This window comes from Neobacillus dielmonensis (genome assembly GCF_000612665.1).
Lineage (GTDB): Bacteria > Bacillota > Bacilli > Bacillales > Cytobacillaceae > Neobacillus > Neobacillus dielmonensis.
In genome coordinates this window covers 1-14,283 of the sequence record NZ_HG942050.1, presented here as the reverse complement: position 1 = coordinate 14,283, position 14,283 = coordinate 1, and the positions used below count along the sequence as shown (strand labels likewise).

Annotated in this window: 15 protein-coding genes; 2 read left to right on the top strand and 13 right to left on the bottom strand. The window is 39.1% G+C overall.

Features of this window, described 5'->3' with window-relative positions; translation table 11 throughout:
* Nucleotides 1–47 precede the first annotated feature (47 nt).
* From BN2425_RS07940 to BN2425_RS07930, 3 genes are all read right to left on the bottom strand, one after another.
* Entirely contained in the window at nucleotides 48–497 is a 450-nt protein-coding gene (locus tag BN2425_RS07940; protein ID WP_042457344.1) for a CoxG family protein, read from the bottom strand.
* Between the two features lie 162 nt (nucleotides 498–659).
* Nucleotides 660–1,436, bottom strand: a complete 777-nt coding sequence (locus tag BN2425_RS07935) for a nucleotidyltransferase domain-containing protein (protein WP_042457342.1) — start codon at nucleotides 1,434–1,436, stop codon at nucleotides 660–662.
* A 126-nt stretch (nucleotides 1,437–1,562) separates the two neighbouring features.
* Entirely contained in the window at nucleotides 1,563–1,757 is a 195-nt protein-coding gene (locus BN2425_RS07930) for an IDEAL domain-containing protein (RefSeq protein WP_042457341.1), read from the bottom strand.
* Between the two features lie 209 nt (nucleotides 1,758–1,966).
* On the opposite strand from BN2425_RS07930, the gene BN2425_RS07925 reads away from it, so the two are divergent.
* Nucleotides 1,967–2,806, top strand: a complete 840-nt coding sequence (locus BN2425_RS07925; protein WP_042457337.1) for an alpha/beta fold hydrolase — start codon at nucleotides 1,967–1,969, stop codon at nucleotides 2,804–2,806.
* Nucleotides 2,807–2,867: 61 nt separating this feature from the next.
* On the opposite strand, the gene BN2425_RS07920 is transcribed toward BN2425_RS07925, so the two are convergent.
* The 3 genes from BN2425_RS07920 to BN2425_RS07910 form a co-directional block, all read right to left on the bottom strand.
* Entirely contained in the window at nucleotides 2,868–3,467 is a 600-nt protein-coding gene (locus BN2425_RS07920; protein WP_042457335.1) for a response regulator transcription factor, read from the bottom strand.
* The gene (locus BN2425_RS07915; RefSeq protein ID WP_042457332.1) at nucleotides 3,464–4,603 is read right to left on the bottom strand and encodes a sensor histidine kinase; all 1,140 of its coding nucleotides are present in this window, start codon (nucleotides 4,601–4,603) and stop codon (nucleotides 3,464–3,466) included. Before BN2425_RS07915 ends, BN2425_RS07920 begins: the two co-directional genes overlap by 4 nt.
* Before the next feature lie 67 nt (nucleotides 4,604–4,670).
* Nucleotides 4,671–5,681, bottom strand: a complete 1,011-nt coding sequence (locus tag BN2425_RS07910) for a fatty acid desaturase (protein WP_042457329.1) — start codon at nucleotides 5,679–5,681, stop codon at nucleotides 4,671–4,673.
* A 256-nt stretch (nucleotides 5,682–5,937) separates the two neighbouring features.
* Here BN2425_RS07910 and BN2425_RS07905 point away from each other — a divergent pair, with 256 nt between their 5' ends.
* On the top strand, nucleotides 5,938–6,717 hold the full coding sequence (locus BN2425_RS07905) for an alpha/beta fold hydrolase (protein ID WP_042457327.1): 780 nt from the start codon (nucleotides 5,938–5,940) through the stop codon (nucleotides 6,715–6,717).
* 79 nt (nucleotides 6,718–6,796) lie between these two features.
* Here BN2425_RS07905 and BN2425_RS07900 read toward each other — a convergent pair whose 3' ends face one another.
* From BN2425_RS07900 to BN2425_RS07870, 7 genes are all read right to left on the bottom strand, one after another.
* Nucleotides 6,797–7,867, bottom strand: coding sequence for an alpha/beta fold hydrolase (locus BN2425_RS07900; protein ID WP_052352806.1), 1,071 nt, complete (start codon nucleotides 7,865–7,867; stop codon nucleotides 6,797–6,799).
* Between the two features lie 21 nt (nucleotides 7,868–7,888).
* Entirely contained in the window at nucleotides 7,889–8,455 is a 567-nt protein-coding gene (locus BN2425_RS07895; RefSeq protein ID WP_042457325.1) for a poly(R)-hydroxyalkanoic acid synthase subunit PhaR, read from the bottom strand.
* Nucleotides 8,456–8,468: 13 nt separating this feature from the next.
* Nucleotides 8,469–9,074: a hypothetical protein gene (locus tag BN2425_RS07890; RefSeq protein ID WP_042457322.1), complete on the bottom strand. Its 606-nt coding sequence runs from the start codon at nucleotides 9,072–9,074 to the stop codon at nucleotides 8,469–8,471.
* A gap of 3 nt (nucleotides 9,075–9,077) precedes the next feature.
* Nucleotides 9,078–9,533 carry a hypothetical protein gene (locus tag BN2425_RS07885; protein ID WP_042457319.1) on the bottom strand — a complete coding sequence of 152 codons (456 nt, stop codon included), beginning with the start codon at nucleotides 9,531–9,533 and terminating at the stop codon, nucleotides 9,078–9,080.
* Between the two features lie 73 nt (nucleotides 9,534–9,606).
* Complete coding sequence (locus BN2425_RS07880) at nucleotides 9,607–10,386, bottom strand: SDR family oxidoreductase (RefSeq protein ID WP_042457315.1); 780 nt, start codon at nucleotides 10,384–10,386, stop codon at nucleotides 9,607–9,609.
* Nucleotides 10,387–10,405: 19 nt separating this feature from the next.
* The gene (locus tag BN2425_RS07875; RefSeq protein WP_052352805.1) at nucleotides 10,406–12,040 is read right to left on the bottom strand and encodes a long-chain-fatty-acid--CoA ligase; all 1,635 of its coding nucleotides are present in this window, start codon (nucleotides 12,038–12,040) and stop codon (nucleotides 10,406–10,408) included.
* Nucleotides 12,041–12,471: 431 nt separating this feature from the next.
* Nucleotides 12,472–14,154 (bottom strand): ABC1 kinase family protein, encoded by a 1,683-nt coding sequence (locus tag BN2425_RS07870; protein ID WP_042457312.1) that lies wholly within the window; start codon nucleotides 14,152–14,154, stop codon nucleotides 12,472–12,474.
* Between the last annotated feature and the right edge of the window lie 129 nt (nucleotides 14,155–14,283).

Here is a 14,283-nt window from a genome sequence, read left to right as displayed (position 1 = left end):
AGGAGTCAGATTCGACACCTGTTGAGCCATCCTCGTTTAGTCAAACGTTATTTACTAATTAATTCAACCAGTTTGGAAGAAATGGCATTTGCCATTTCTTCCACTGCTTCCGGCAAAACCGACTCTAGTTTGGAATTTACAGCTGAGCTTAACTTTCCATTAACATTAACTTCTAAATATCCAGTTAGTTTTGTTTTTTTGTGATTTATAGCTTTAGCCTCAAAATAGCCTTCTCCGGAATATTTATCTTTTTGGCCCTTTAACGTAAAACAAACTTTGGTAGGTTCCAGCCACTCTATTATATCAATCAATAAACTTATTTTCTTTTTTATAATTCCAATATCGCTTTTAAATTCCCATGTTGATGTTCGTTCTGTTAATTTTTCGTGTGATACATAATTTGGTACCAGTGGGGCCCAATTATCCATATCCTTGACGAATTCCCAAATGACATTTATAGGTACGTTAATCTCAACTTGATGTATCCCGCTTGGCATAGCTTCCCTCTCTCCCTCTAGATGTAAAAAAGGATGACTCTAATAAGGGGTCAGCCTCTTCCTTACAGGTATATGTTAAAGCATGCCATTATAGAAGATATTCATCTGTGAAATTATAGGAGTGTAACTCCAACCGTAAAAGTGTTTCATCCCAAATAGAAACTACGACCATATTTCTTGAAGTACATTCCTAAACAATTTATTGAGTTCCGGGGTATAGTCATATGGTCTTGTCGCCTTGTCCATAGTTTCGATGTTTTTCTCTAATTCGCTAATAGCGGTAGGAATAAATTCAGATATAGTGGGTATTTCGAGCTTATTCATTGTTTTGTACCCATCACTTTTCTTTTTAAGCAATAATTGGATTTCCTTCTTCACCTGCTCATGTTCAATGAGATGTTCCACTAACTTCTGAAAGCTTTGTGGAGGAGCAGATTGGTAAGTGGCTGCCCATTTCCCTGCCATAATGGGACGAAGAACATTTAAGTAGGTTTTGAGTTTCACCAGTTCCGATTGGCCCACCTTTTGAAAATTGCTTATGGCCATACTTAGATAGTGGTGTATGGAGGTACAAGGTGAAAACAGCTTCGGCTGCAAGTCCTTCATTTTAACTACTAAATATGATTCCAGGTATACATTTGTAGAGTTCAGCCATTCCATAATAGAGGGATTGGATTTATTAAACAATCTTAATGCCTTACGCAATTCCCAACCACTGAGGTCAAGAGAATCATGAATTTTTTGTTCGATTACCCCTCTTTTTTTCTCCTCTATTGATAAATACCAATCCGGCTGATGCACATAAATAAACCTTACATCGTAATCACTATCCCTTGAAGGATAACCCCATGCTCTGCTCCCGGATTCAACCGCATAGCATATTTTTACATCATACTGTTCCTCTAGTTTGTATAATTCCTTTATAATCACATCACGCATGCATCATCTCTCCTATTCGATAGCATGTCCAGTAATGATGAAAATCTTCCTTTTCCCTTACAGGCCAAGAAGCCCTGTCCTTTCCGGACAGGGCTTCTTTGTAGTTTCATTCATTATGGAAGTGAGTTAACAAATTTTCTTTAATTCTTCTGTTAGTTTGAGAAATAATTCTTTATTTCCCTCTTGTAACGTTTGGTCGATTTCCTTGCGGATTTTCTCTCTTTTGAATTCAAGCAGGACATTTTTAAGAAACATCTCGGCTACAAATGAATCAGTGCCTTCATCCGAATGTTGTGGTGAATTAAGTAATTTCTTATCCATGGAAATCAACTCCTTGAGCTTTTTACCATTATACAGTTTATTTTCTAAAAATTCAAACACTTTATTTCAAAAAAAGAGAATATTAAAAGATAATCTTAAAAATTGTTTATATTTCCGTTTTACTCATATAAATTTACGTGCGTATGCTGAGATTTTCGGGGAACATTAAAAACATCTGCTAATTATTTCATTTTTAGGAGGAAGGATTGATGGAAGACGACGTATTATCTGGTCATAAGACTATTAATAATATCGAGGTTTATTATGAATTCTACCCAAATTCGGCCACTGACCAAACCTTCGTTTTATTGCATGGTTTTCTTTCTTCCACATTTACGTACCGACACTTAATCTCATTATTAAGAAGGGAGTATCAGGTATTGTCAGTTGACCTTCCCCCTTTTGGAAAAAGTGCGAAGTGTAACCGGTATGTGTATTCATACAAAAATTTAGCTAACACAGTGATTCAGCTAATTGAATCGTTTGGATTGAAAAAAATTACATTTATTGGTCATTCAATGGGAGGACAAATCGTCCTTAATATCCTGCATTTGCGTCAAGAACTGGCTGATAAAGCAATCCTGCTTTGCAGCTCGGCGTACTTAAAACGGGCCAAGCTGCCTCTTGTTCTAACAAGCTATCTGCCATTCTTTCATCGGTTTGTAAAGTACTGGTTCGCCAGGACGGGAGTGAAAAAGAATCTGCAAGGAGCCCTTTATAACCACTCCCTTATCGACGAAGAAATGATAAATGGCTATCTCCAACCTTTCCTTCAGGATGAAATTTTTGTGGCTCTAACCAGGATGATTCGTGATCGTGAAGGGGATTTACCTCCAGAAGTTCTTAAACAAATAAAAACCCCTTGCCTGCTAATTTGGGGGGACCATGATAAATCTATGCCGCTTGAGGTGGGAGAGAAACTGAACAAAGACTTGGTTAATTCCGAACTCATTGTGATAAAAGAAACTGGACATGCATTACCCGAAGAACGTCCCATGGAGGTTTATCAATATATAAAAAGTTTTATTAGCCCAGTAAAACTTTGTTAAATTCAAAAGAAAGACGGAGCAGCATATCCAGGTTTTTGTCTGCTCCGTCTCGGTTCAACCACTACTTAAACCAGCCTTTTTCTTTTGAATGTGTTATTGCTTCAATTCTATTCTTTACTTCTAATTTATCAAGGATAATGGATATATAATTACGAACAGTACCAGCTTTTATTTTTAGCTCGTCAGCAATTTCCTTGGTGTTTTTTCCATCAGCTACAAGTTCTAAAACTTCTTTTTCACGATCGGTAAGGGGATTTTCCTCTGCATAAACATCATCCATTAATTCAGGCGCATACATTCTCCTCCCCGCCATAACGCTCCTGATCGCGGAAGCCAACTCTTCACTTGGACTGTCCTTTAGCAAATAGCCACTTACGCCGGCCTTTACCGCCCGCTGAAAATAACCAGACCTAGCAAATGTTGTTAAAATAATCACTTTACAGCCATCTTCCTTCAGTTCTTCCGCAGCCTCAAGTCCGCTTTTGCCAGGCATCTCAATATCCATAATGCATACATCTGGATGATATTTTTTCACTAAAGCAACAGCTTGTTCCCCGTTTTCCGCCTTCCCGACAACTTCCATATCATCTTCCAAATTAAGCAATGACCCGAAAGCTCCTAACAGCATTTTCTGATCCTCCGCAATTACGATTCTAATCATCCTGTAACCTCCTGATTATGGAGGGGCTTTAAAACTTTCGGAACTTTGATAATAAGAGCAGTTCCTTTAGATGTGTTCACATCTAAACTGCCATTAATAAATTCCAGCCGTTCCTTCATTCCAATCAATCCATGCCCCTCTGCCAACTGCTTTTCAGACCCCTTAAAACGGCCATTATCCCGGATGATAAGCTCTATCCTCTCCTCGGACTGTTCAATGGAAATCAAACAACTACTTGCTCCGCTGTGCTTTACCACATTATTAACTGCCTCTTTTAAACACATGCTTAAGATATTTTCGGCAAACAATGAAACATTCGACAAAGTCAAGTCTCCTTTTATTTCCAAATTAATTTGGGCTGCGTTTAAAAGTTCCTTTATGCGGTGAATCTCTTCTTTAACCCGGATTCCGCGCATGGAAGATACCATTTTTCTGACCTCACTTAATGCTGACCGGGCAGTTTGTTGAACCTCTTTTAATTCATTTTTTGCCTGTTCAGGATCCTTTGTGATTAACTTTCTAGCTAAATCAGATTTTAAACCAATCATAGAAAGTTTCTGGCCGAGTGTATCATGTAGGTCGCGGGCAATTCGCTGTCTCTCTTCTAACTTTACCAATTCAGCTATGCGCTTATTGGCATCCTCCAGCTTTTCCTCTAGTTGGTCTCTTTCCTTCCTATTATGGATGGAAAATGGAAGTAAGATGACGCTAATCCAAACAATAATAACAAATGGCAACTGCTGCAAAAACAACTTTTCCTGCATCACAATACTATAATTAATTGAAACTGAGGTACTGAGCAAGTGAATAAAATATAAGGTTAAAAAAGGAATCCTGTCTTTAATATTCCCAAGAAAGTAAGCAAGGAAAAAAGCAAAATACACGTAACTGAATAAACTGGTTGCCGTAATCGATATTGCAATCAGGATTAACGTCCAAACGTATACTAGCCATCCTTTTGAAATAAACGCGATTCGATAAAGGATAAAGAATGATAAAGTTAATAAGAGTCCCACAACAATTTGGGTCGTTGTAGGAGCTTGAAAAATAAAGTAAAAAGGCAGTATACAAAGAATCGTCCAAATATAAGGCGCTATCCCATTGCTTTTCTGAAATGTCATATACTTTTTAATCATGAACGGCTCCTTTTGGATCATCTATTCCTTTTTCTCTACCTTATCAAAAAGATAAGTAAATTTCCCTTTAAACACTCTTTATTTTACCTAAAAATTTTGCTTCCTTAAACCCAATAAACCGTTTGTTATGCTCGTCCCAAAGATGAAACTTTATCGAGGACAAACTTGTTGTCAATGTAATCGTTGGGACATTTTGTAAGTCTGGAGTCTGGTTATGAACTTCTTCAAGCTTATAATTCGGCACTCTTGGACTTAAATGATGAACATGATGGTAACCAATATTCCCGGTCATCCATTGAAGCAATTTTGGCAGCTTATAATACGAGCTTCCTTCTACAGCTGCACGTACATATTCCCACTGAGGATCTCCCTCAAAATAGGAATCTTCAAATGTATGCTGGATGTAAAACAACCAAATTCCTGCTGAACCAGCAATTAAGAAGATTGGAAACTCTACCAAAAGGAAGGATTCCCATCCGATCAACCAACAAAGAATGCCTGCCATTCCAACAATCCCAACATTTGTAAGATACGTATTAAAACGCTCTTTCATCCGTGCACCCTTACGGTTAAAGCGGTTTTTTATGACAAAAACATAGATCGGTCCTAACACAAACATAACAAATGGGTTTCTATAGAGACGATACTGTATTTTTTTCCAAATTGGTGCAGATATATATTCCTCGACTGTCAGCATCCATATATCCCCGGTCCCCCGTTTATCCAGATTACTGCTTGTCGCATGGTGAACAGAATGATCATGTTGCCACTGACTGTAAGGAAACAAGGTTAAGATGCCCGTGATGGTCCCAAGAATTTTATTGGCCGTGCGATTTTTAAAAAATGAGTGATGACAGCAGTCATGAAAAATGATAAATGTCCGTACTAAAAAACCAGCTGCTGCGACTGCGAATACTAATGTCAGAGCATAAGAAAATGGCAAACTCATGTAACTTAGTGCCCATAACAGAAAAAAAGGCAGGAGGGTATTGATGATTTGCCAAATGCTCTCTCTTGTATTTGACTTTTCATATGGAGCCACCTGTTTTCGCAACGATTTAACAGTTTCTTTGCTCATTTTTGATTCTCCTTCATTATTAGATATCCAAATTATAATGAAAAAGAATTACAAGCGGCAGTCATACATGTCATGTTCAAAACATGATAGATGTCATGTCCAAGAAGTACCCATGTAGGACCGTATATGTAAAGTACATCTATACGTAATATTTTATCACCATGAATTATATAATAAATTAATCGTACGTTTAAACGTTTGCACTGGAGAATTTTAGGGAAAAAAGTTAGATAAAAATACATTGGGAGGAATGAAGTTGAATAAAGTATCAATAAACTGTGCTGAAATTCCTTATATCCGACTTGGTTCAGGAGAGCCTCTGGTGTTTATTCATGGACTAGGAGAAGTAAAGGAAGGCTGGGTCAAACAATTTGAATTAGCCGATGAGTATGACTTAATTATCCCTGATTTAAGGGGACATGGAGAGTATGATCAGCCGGGGGAAATATCGATTAAGAACTTTGCTCACGATGTCATTGGTCTTCTAAATGAGCTTGGAATTGAAAGCGCTCATATTTGTGGATTATCTATGGGTGGCATGGTTGCACAAGAAATTTACAGGCATGCCCCTGAGAAGTGCAGGTCCCTTATGCTCGTCAGCACCTTCCACTATGCCCCCAAAAATCTTGGAAAATTATTTGTCCGATACCGCAGAGCCCGTGCAGAAAATAAACCTGCAGAGATTATTAAAGAAACTGCTGCAAAGGTATGCCTCTATTCATGGTCACCTGAAAATATTGAAAGCTTTTATCAATACTATCAGCCAAATCAACAATACTTTTTCAAGGCAATGGAAGCTTGTTTAAAGGTCAATAACCTACGTCTGTTATCAAAAATAAAAGTCCCTACACTTATCATTGGCGGCCAATATGATTCCGTCATTCCAGTGTGGGTGCAATTGATGATGCATAAACAAATTCGCCACTCGGAGTTTGTCATTTTCAGAAAAACTGGCCACGTTGCCAAATTGGAAGCTGCTGAAGCTTTTAATGATGTATTGCGCAGCTTTTTAAATAAACATCGATCTGCAAGTTAACGGAGGAAGGGGTAGGCCTTTCCTCTCCCTTCCCCTCAAGAAATATATATAACTTTGTACACAAATTTATGACACAAACCTAACTTATTTGGTTAGACCGACTTTGAGCCCATTGGTCCACTATTTTGGCAAATAATCCGGATAAAGCTAATCCGACGTGTCCGGTTTCCACAACAATATAAGTTTTATCTTCACTTGAGACCAAGTCCATGATTGGCTTGCTTTGCTCTTCTAAAATCAAGTTATCTCTCGACCCCGAAATAACGTATAAATTGGCTTTAATATTCCTTAAGTCTGCCCGCTTATTTCCAATAACAAGCTCCCCTTTGGCGAGCTTGTTCTCTTTAAACAAGTCGGCTGCCAGTTGCCTGTAGGCTTCTCCTGCAAAGGGAGCCTGGTCTAATGTCCATTTGTTCATTCGACGCCATTTATCCACGTACTTTGAATCATGGGCACGATTTAACAGCATCGTATAGTTGGTGAAATAAATCGGTGCCCCAATGGCCCTAAACATTCCTTCCACATATTGCGGCGGAATGTTTCCATATACATCAATAAAATGATCAATGTTGAAGTCACCATTCCGCAGGCCTTCTGCCCATTTGTCGGGACCGGTAAAGGCCGTAAAGTCGATTGGTACGGTAGCTACAATTAAATTCTTGATAGGTTCTTCTGCTATAGAGGCGTAAATGGACGCAATCGTTCCTCCCAAGCAATAGCCAACCAATGTAATCTCCTTTGCCCCGGAATGACGTATGGCGCGCTTAACAGCGGTTCTCAAGTATTTTTCAATATACGTATCGAGACCGATGTTTTTGTCCTCATAACCTGGAGAACCCCAATCTAACAAGTAGACTTCATACCCCATATTTGTCAACCCCTCAATCACACTTGCCTTAGGGGCAACGTCTAGTATGTAGGGTTTGTTAAACAAGGAATAGACAAAGAATAATGGTATTTCATATTTTCTTTGTTTAGCAGGATAGTGCCAAAGAACTGACTTATTTTTCCGCCACACTTCCACTCTTGGCGTATGCCCCATTTTGGGTTCGGGCTCCGTAAGAATTTTAAACACATTTCTCCAGCGAGATGCTTCTTTTTGATAATCAAAATTCGGTATTAAATTTTTTTTTGGTATCTCAACAGCCATTTCCTGCCCTCCTGTTTATGCTTACTTGGATGAACCTGCCCCGGACAGTTCGGGAGCTTTCATATCCTTTTCCATAAGGCTTCTTAATGATTCTAGTTCCTCTTTAACTCCGGCCAGCTTCATTATTTCGAATTTCATTTCCTGAAGTTCTTCGTACACATTTCTTGAATCAGTCAGTTCTTTCTTGGTTTTTACCAGCTCAGTCTTAAGCTGTTTGGTGAGTTTAATAATTTCCTTAGACACTTCTACTACACTTTCAATTTCTTTGGCTTGGGCTTTCACAGAATCCTGCAGGTCCCAAACTTGTTCCTCGAGTGCCTCAATTTTCTCCTCTGCCTGAATGGTCAGGTTTGCTACATTGGTTACATCACTTTTTGTTGGCAAGTTGAGAACACCCGCAAGTGCCTCTTGATTCTTTTTCATCGTTTCCAAATAGCGGGAGTGGATTTCCGTTCCTACATTGGCCATTTTGACAAATTCATTGTTATTGGTCCAAAGATAAATAAAATCATTAATTTGCTTTTCCCACAATAAACTATATTTATGGAATGCTTCAAACGGATCATAGGTTTTGTTATTATCCGGCATTTTTTTCACCTCGTTATGATTTTGACGGCTCCGTCGGGTTCTTCATGTATTTCTGAAAAGGAAAGATCGCTGCTTTTACTTGTTTCGATACCAAATCAACAAATAGCTTTTGATTTTCATATAAGATATTGGTCGTTTTCTTCACGCTTTCGATATATTTTTCGCGTGCGTTTTTTCTGAACTCTAGATATTTCTCCACTGTTTGCAAATAAGTGTCCAAGGCTTGCCCGCAATCAAGAGATTTAACTGGGGCCAATAAAATTGAGGTTGTTTTCTCCTGAATTTCATCGGCTGCTTTGTTGATTTGCTCATATGACCTTACTGGAAAAAAGTGCTGCAATGTTGTAGTTGTAACAAGCAGTTCTTCACGGGCTGCTTTTTCCCACTCCTTCAATTCTTTACTGAATTGCTCGGTGAGAGTGTTGACATTTTCCCGGTTTTGTTTGGCCTTCTCCACAAAGCTTCTAACCGATTTCAAAAACAGTTCATCACGCTTATTAAAGCGGGACGCCCATGCGTCCAATTCGTCAAAACCTAATTTCCAAATAAGGTCAAGACTGGAAAGCTGGGTCTCTTCAGGGACAGTTTCTACCACTTCTTGTTCATTTTTCTCTGACATGGTTCATTCTCCTTTATAATCAATTTGGAATAACCGCTTTAAGTTTTTTAAATCTGCCTCTAATGACGGGATGTTGTTTTGCTTCAGTTCTTGAATCTCCGTTTTCAGGACAGACCTTAACTCTTCGAAAGAGTGCCGCACCAATTTTAGCTGGTTCATTGCCTGGTTATGTTGTGTATTCGTTGAATACATGACATCATCAAGGGAATCTATCTGTTCAACCATCCTGACCATTCGGTTAGAAATTGCGGCCAATTCATCTTTAGTGGGAATATCAAGACAATTCAACCATTTCGTGGTCAATTTTTTGTATATTCCTAATTGGATAAGATGCTGTTCCATGGCCCTTCCGAAGGCAATGGTAAATGCCCGGCAATTTGTAAATTCATATATTTTTTTATTGATTTCCGCCTGTAATTCCTCGTAAGGTGTATTAACATCATGTTGCATGGCTTCCATTCAAACCTTTCTCTCAGACTGACTTCGTGTACCAGTCTATAACAATCAATGTCGGTGATTTTACCTCCAACAATTATTGAACTCCTGCGGTAGTTCCGCCATCCACTGCCAGTACCTGTCCGAAAACATAATCTGACGCAGCAGATGCCAAAAATAGTGCAGGTCCTTTCATATCACTGTCAGAACCAAATCTACCTGCGGGCGTCCTTTCAAGAATTTTTTGTCCGGAAAATCCCAAAATTACTTTGGTCATCTTGGTTGGGAAGAAACCTGGTGCAATGGCATTAACATGAACATTATATGGAGCCAGTTTAACAGCCAAATCTTTTGTCAGGGTAATAACGGCCCCTTTGCTGACTGAATATCCAATTGCGTCCATTACCAGTGGATCTTGGCCGCCAATACCGGCAATGGAAGCAATGTTGATGATTTTTCCTGATCGTTGTTCCTTCATTATTTTTCCAACAGCTTGTGAAAACAGGAATACTCCTTTTAGATTAATGTCCATAACTTTGTCCCATTTATCTTCGGGCATTTCAAGTGCTGGCGCTCCCCAGCTAGTACCGCTGTTGTTTACTAAAATATCAATCTGGCCAAATTCCTTCATTGTTGCATCGACCACATACTGGATGTCCTCTTGGTTGGAAACGTCACATTTTAGAGCCAATGATTTTGCACCTTTTTGTTTTAGGGTTTCACTTATTTCCTGGCAGGCCTCTACGTTCCTTGAACAAACGACGACATTAGCGCCTGCATCTGCATATATTTCAGCAATTTGCTGACCTAAACCACGGCCGCCGCCCGTGACAATCGCTGTTTTTCCTTTTAAACTGAATAAACCTTCAACGCTCACCTGTCATTCCTCCAATCTATCAAACTTTTACTTTTAATTTTTCTTGATCGCGCAACACTCTTCTTAGAAGTTTCCCCACAGACGACTTAGGGAGTTCAGGAAGTATCTCAACTTCTTTTGGTGCTTTATAGGGTGCCAGGTTTGCCTTACCAAATTGCTTAATTTCCTCTTCTGAAATCGAATAACCCGGTTTTAACTTTACGTATGCTTTTACAGTTTCGCCGCGGTATGGATCAGGAACTCCAACTACCAAGGCTTCCTCCACCGCTTCAAGCTGGTAAAGGACTTCCTCTATTTCGCTTGGATACACATTATAACCGCTCGCAATAATCATATCTTTCTGGCGATCGACTATGTAAAAGTAGCCTTCTTCGTCCATTCGGGCTATATCACCTGTAAACAGCCATCCATCCTTTATCACCTCAGCGGTCTCCTCTGGACGGTTCCAATACCCTTTCATCACTTGAGGGCCTCTTACAACTAATTCTCCAGCTTCCCCCAATGGAGCATCTACATAGCCATCATTTGTCTGATGGACAATCCTTACCTCGGTACTTTGGACTGGGATGCCAATGCTGCCGTACTTTCTAGGTACAAAAGGAGGATTGAAGATGACTGTTGGAGATGCTTCGGAAAGACCGTAGCCATCCAAAAGCTTGGCACCTGTCCTTTTTTCAAATACTTTTGCTGCTTCAACTGGGAGTGGTGCACCGCCGCAGCTTATGTAATAAAATTGGTCAAACCCGCATTCTTCAAGTCCCGGCATGCTGTTTAATGCAAAGAACATCGTTGGGACACCTGAAAATTGGAATGGCTTCTCCCGTTTGACTATCTCCATAATCTCCTTCGGATCAAAGCGAGGCAGAATAATCTGATTTGCCCCTTCCCGTATTCCACACAGCGCCGTACTAGATAGTCCGTATACATGAAAAAATGGAAGAACGGTAATCATCTTAAAGTCATCCGGCTTGTTGTCACATGCTTTATAGGCAAAGTCGCACACCTGGTTAAAGTTAGCCAGCAAATTCTTATGGGTGAGCATAACCCCTTTTGACAGTCCGGTTGTACCCCCGGTATATTGCAGAATGGCAACATCTTCTTCCGGATCAATGGATATTTCAGGGATTCCTTCGCCTGTTTGTAGGAACTCTTCATAATAAACATCCTGGTCATCAAGCTGCAGCCTTTCTCCCCCCATATGTACAACAATAATCTTTTTTAAGGAAGTGGCTGCTTGAATTTTCTTCACCTTTGGGTAGAGCGAATCAAGGACTACCATGTATTCGGCTCCTGAGTCATTCAATACATGTTCAATTTCCCTTTCGACATACATCGGGTTAACTTGGACTGCGATTCCCCCCAGTCGAAAAACCCCAAACAGTGTGAATATATAATGTGGGGAATTGGGGAGCATGACTGCCAACCTGCCACCCTTAGCCATTCCTGCATGATGCAGGGCAGCGGCCATTTGGTCTGTTAATACTTTACTGTCATTGAAACTCCAGACTTTCCCATAGAATGTAAATGCAGGTTTTTGGTTATAACGTTCTGCTGCACTCTCTAAAAATTCATATAGGGATTCGTGTTCGATTGAAACATTTTCATCAATCCTTGGGTCATACACTTTCAGCCACGGCTTTTGTTGATAAACCATTAGTCACTGGAGCCTCCTTTGGAATTTGCTATTAACATTCCAGTTAACGGTGCATATTCTTGGGGGTTCGACAAAATAATTAGAATATTAATATAATTTTAATTATTGTAGTAAAAACTTGATTTGTAAACCTATCATTATCGACAAAATTCTTCAAATTCCGTTCATTTTAGAAATCGTTTAATAATCAAATAAACTTTATTGCATAACAACGCCCTTTCAAATGAAAACGCCTTCAGAAATTATTTTAAAAAAGCACGAAAATTGTCGGAAACTTTTCAACATCTATTCATTGTGGGTCTAAGAAACAGCATTTAATGTAAACGCTTTCAATTTTAGATGAATAAATTAATATTTTCCTATAAAAAATCCAGTCGACACTGACTGGACAATTATTGCTACTTTTTACAAAAGTTTAAATTTGGATTTGTTTAAAATCTGCCCGATCGAATAATGGCGAGCAGCAGCCATAGAAACAAATCAGTTACAATGACTAAACCTATTTCAACAACCGGGAAATCCCTAAACAGTTCGTTGGACTGACCCGATAATGACGTTCCGATGATAACCCCTACCATGAGGATGCAAAAAGAAAGCAAAACGATACTAAATGATATTCGATTACTAATTCGGTTTAATTTTTTTACAAATGATTCAAGTTCGGGGGTGGTAAGATCTATTTTCATTTTTCCATTTTTCATAATGGTAGTGATATCTTTTAAGGTTTGGGGAAAATCGTTTATAAACTCCCCATATTCATTTACTTGAGTCCAGACTCTTTCTGCAACATTTTTAGGACTTAACCGCTCAAGGATTAATTGCTTCCCAAAAGGCTCCGCAATCTTAATGATACTAAGTTCAGGGTCGAGTTTCTCCACTACCCCTTCAATCGTTAACAGCGTTTTTCCCATCAATGTTAAGTCTGTTGGCAGTTTGATTTGATGCCGAAAAGCCACCGAGAATAATTCATTTACAGCCCCACCTACACTCATATCACTAAAAGGAACATTGCTATATTTCTCTCTTAGGTGGTCGACATCTATTCTTAATTGGGAGAGGTTCACACTTTCTGGTACCAAGCCCATTTTGGTAATCGCCCTTATGACATCATTTGTATTTTGATTCATCATGGCAATAACAAATGAAGCTACATGGTCCCGCATTTCCGGGCTGATCCGCCCGACAATTCCAAAGTCCATAAAAGCAATTTTTTCTCCTGGCAGGGCAAGAATATTCCCTGGATGGGGATCTCCATGGAAAAAGCCTTCGATTAATATTTGCTGAAGGATAGAGTTTACCACAGTTTCAGCTAGGTTCTTTGGATTATAACCCGCTTGCTGAAGCATTTCTTCATGAGTCAATTTAATTCCCTCAATAAACTCCATCGTCAAAACCTTTGAAGTAGTGTATTCCCAATAAACTTTTGGAATTAATACTTTAGCGTCATTTTTACATTGAGCAGCAATTTTTTCGGAATTTTGCGCTTCATTTTCATAATCAAGTTCTTGTTTCAGTGATTGGGCTAGTTGATTAACAATATCACGCATCTGATACCTTCTTGCCCACTCTAGGCGATTTTCCGCTAATCTTGCTAAATCCTGGAGAATTTCTAAGTCTGTCCCAATTACTAGATCAATATTAGGACGTTGTATTTTAACAGCTACACGTTCGCCTGTCAGCAAAACTGCATCATGGACTTGTCCAATTGAGGCAGCCGCAATAGGGATTTCATTAAATGATGCAAAACAATTTTCCAGGGAATCTGCAAATTCCGTCTCAACAATTTTTTTTACCTCCGCAAACGGAAAGGCAGAAACCTGGTCCTGAAGTTTCACCAATTCCTCAATAATTTCTTTAGGAATAATGTCGGGGCGGGTGCTGGCTATTTGGCCAATTTTAATAAATGTCGGTCCAAGGTCCTCTAAAAACAATCGAATCCGTTCACCAGTCGATTTACTGCTAATTGTTTTATTGCCTTCTAAGAATATCCTTTTAGGAACTGCTAGCAGATCAAGTAGACCCAATTCCTTCATTACATAGCCAAAACCATGGCGTGTAAAGGCATAGACAATATCCCTTGATCTTCCTAAATGACGAATTCTTTTCTTAATCATAGTCATCTGCCTCATTTTTTGGAGATTTTTTCTTATTGAACATCTCATGGTTTACCTAAGATTTCAAGTAGATTGGTCATCGTTTTCAAAACTTTCAAATCTTCATAGATAATCGAGTAGGAGGGGGTG

Bases quoted from the DNA above. Each gene is read 5' to 3' on its own strand.
- BN2425_RS07920 (WP_042457335.1), bottom strand. From the start codon at position 3,467: ATGATTAGAATCGTAATTGCGGAGGATCAGAAAATGCTGTTAGGAGCT.
- BN2425_RS07870 (WP_042457312.1), bottom strand. From the start codon at position 14,154: ATGATTAAGAAAAGAATTCGTCATTTAGGAAGATCAAGGGATATTGTC.
- BN2425_RS07900 (WP_052352806.1), bottom strand. From the start codon at position 7,867: ATGGCTGTTGAGATACCAAAAAAAAATTTAATACCGAATTTTGATTAT.
- BN2425_RS07875 (WP_052352805.1), bottom strand. From the start codon at position 12,040: ATGGTTTATCAACAAAAGCCGTGGCTGAAAGTGTATGACCCAAGGATT.
- BN2425_RS07885 (WP_042457319.1), bottom strand. From the start codon at position 9,533: ATGGAAGCCATGCAACATGATGTTAATACACCTTACGAGGAATTACAG.
- BN2425_RS07890 (WP_042457322.1), bottom strand. From the start codon at position 9,074: ATGTCAGAGAAAAATGAACAAGAAGTGGTAGAAACTGTCCCTGAAGAG.
- BN2425_RS07915 (WP_042457332.1), bottom strand. From the start codon at position 4,603: ATGATTAAAAAGTATATGACATTTCAGAAAAGCAATGGGATAGCGCCT.
- BN2425_RS07895 (WP_042457325.1), bottom strand. From the start codon at position 8,455: ATGCCGGATAATAACAAAACCTATGATCCGTTTGAAGCATTCCATAAA.
- BN2425_RS07925 (WP_042457337.1), top strand. From the start codon at position 1,967: ATGGAAGACGACGTATTATCTGGTCATAAGACTATTAATAATATCGAG.
- BN2425_RS07910 (WP_042457329.1), bottom strand. From the start codon at position 5,681: ATGAGCAAAGAAACTGTTAAATCGTTGCGAAAACAGGTGGCTCCATAT.
- BN2425_RS07935 (WP_042457342.1), bottom strand. From the start codon at position 1,436: ATGCGTGATGTGATTATAAAGGAATTATACAAACTAGAGGAACAGTAT.
- BN2425_RS07930 (WP_042457341.1), bottom strand. From the start codon at position 1,757: ATGGATAAGAAATTACTTAATTCACCACAACATTCGGATGAAGGCACT.
- BN2425_RS07940 (WP_042457344.1), bottom strand. From the start codon at position 497: ATGCCAAGCGGGATACATCAAGTTGAGATTAACGTACCTATAAATGTC.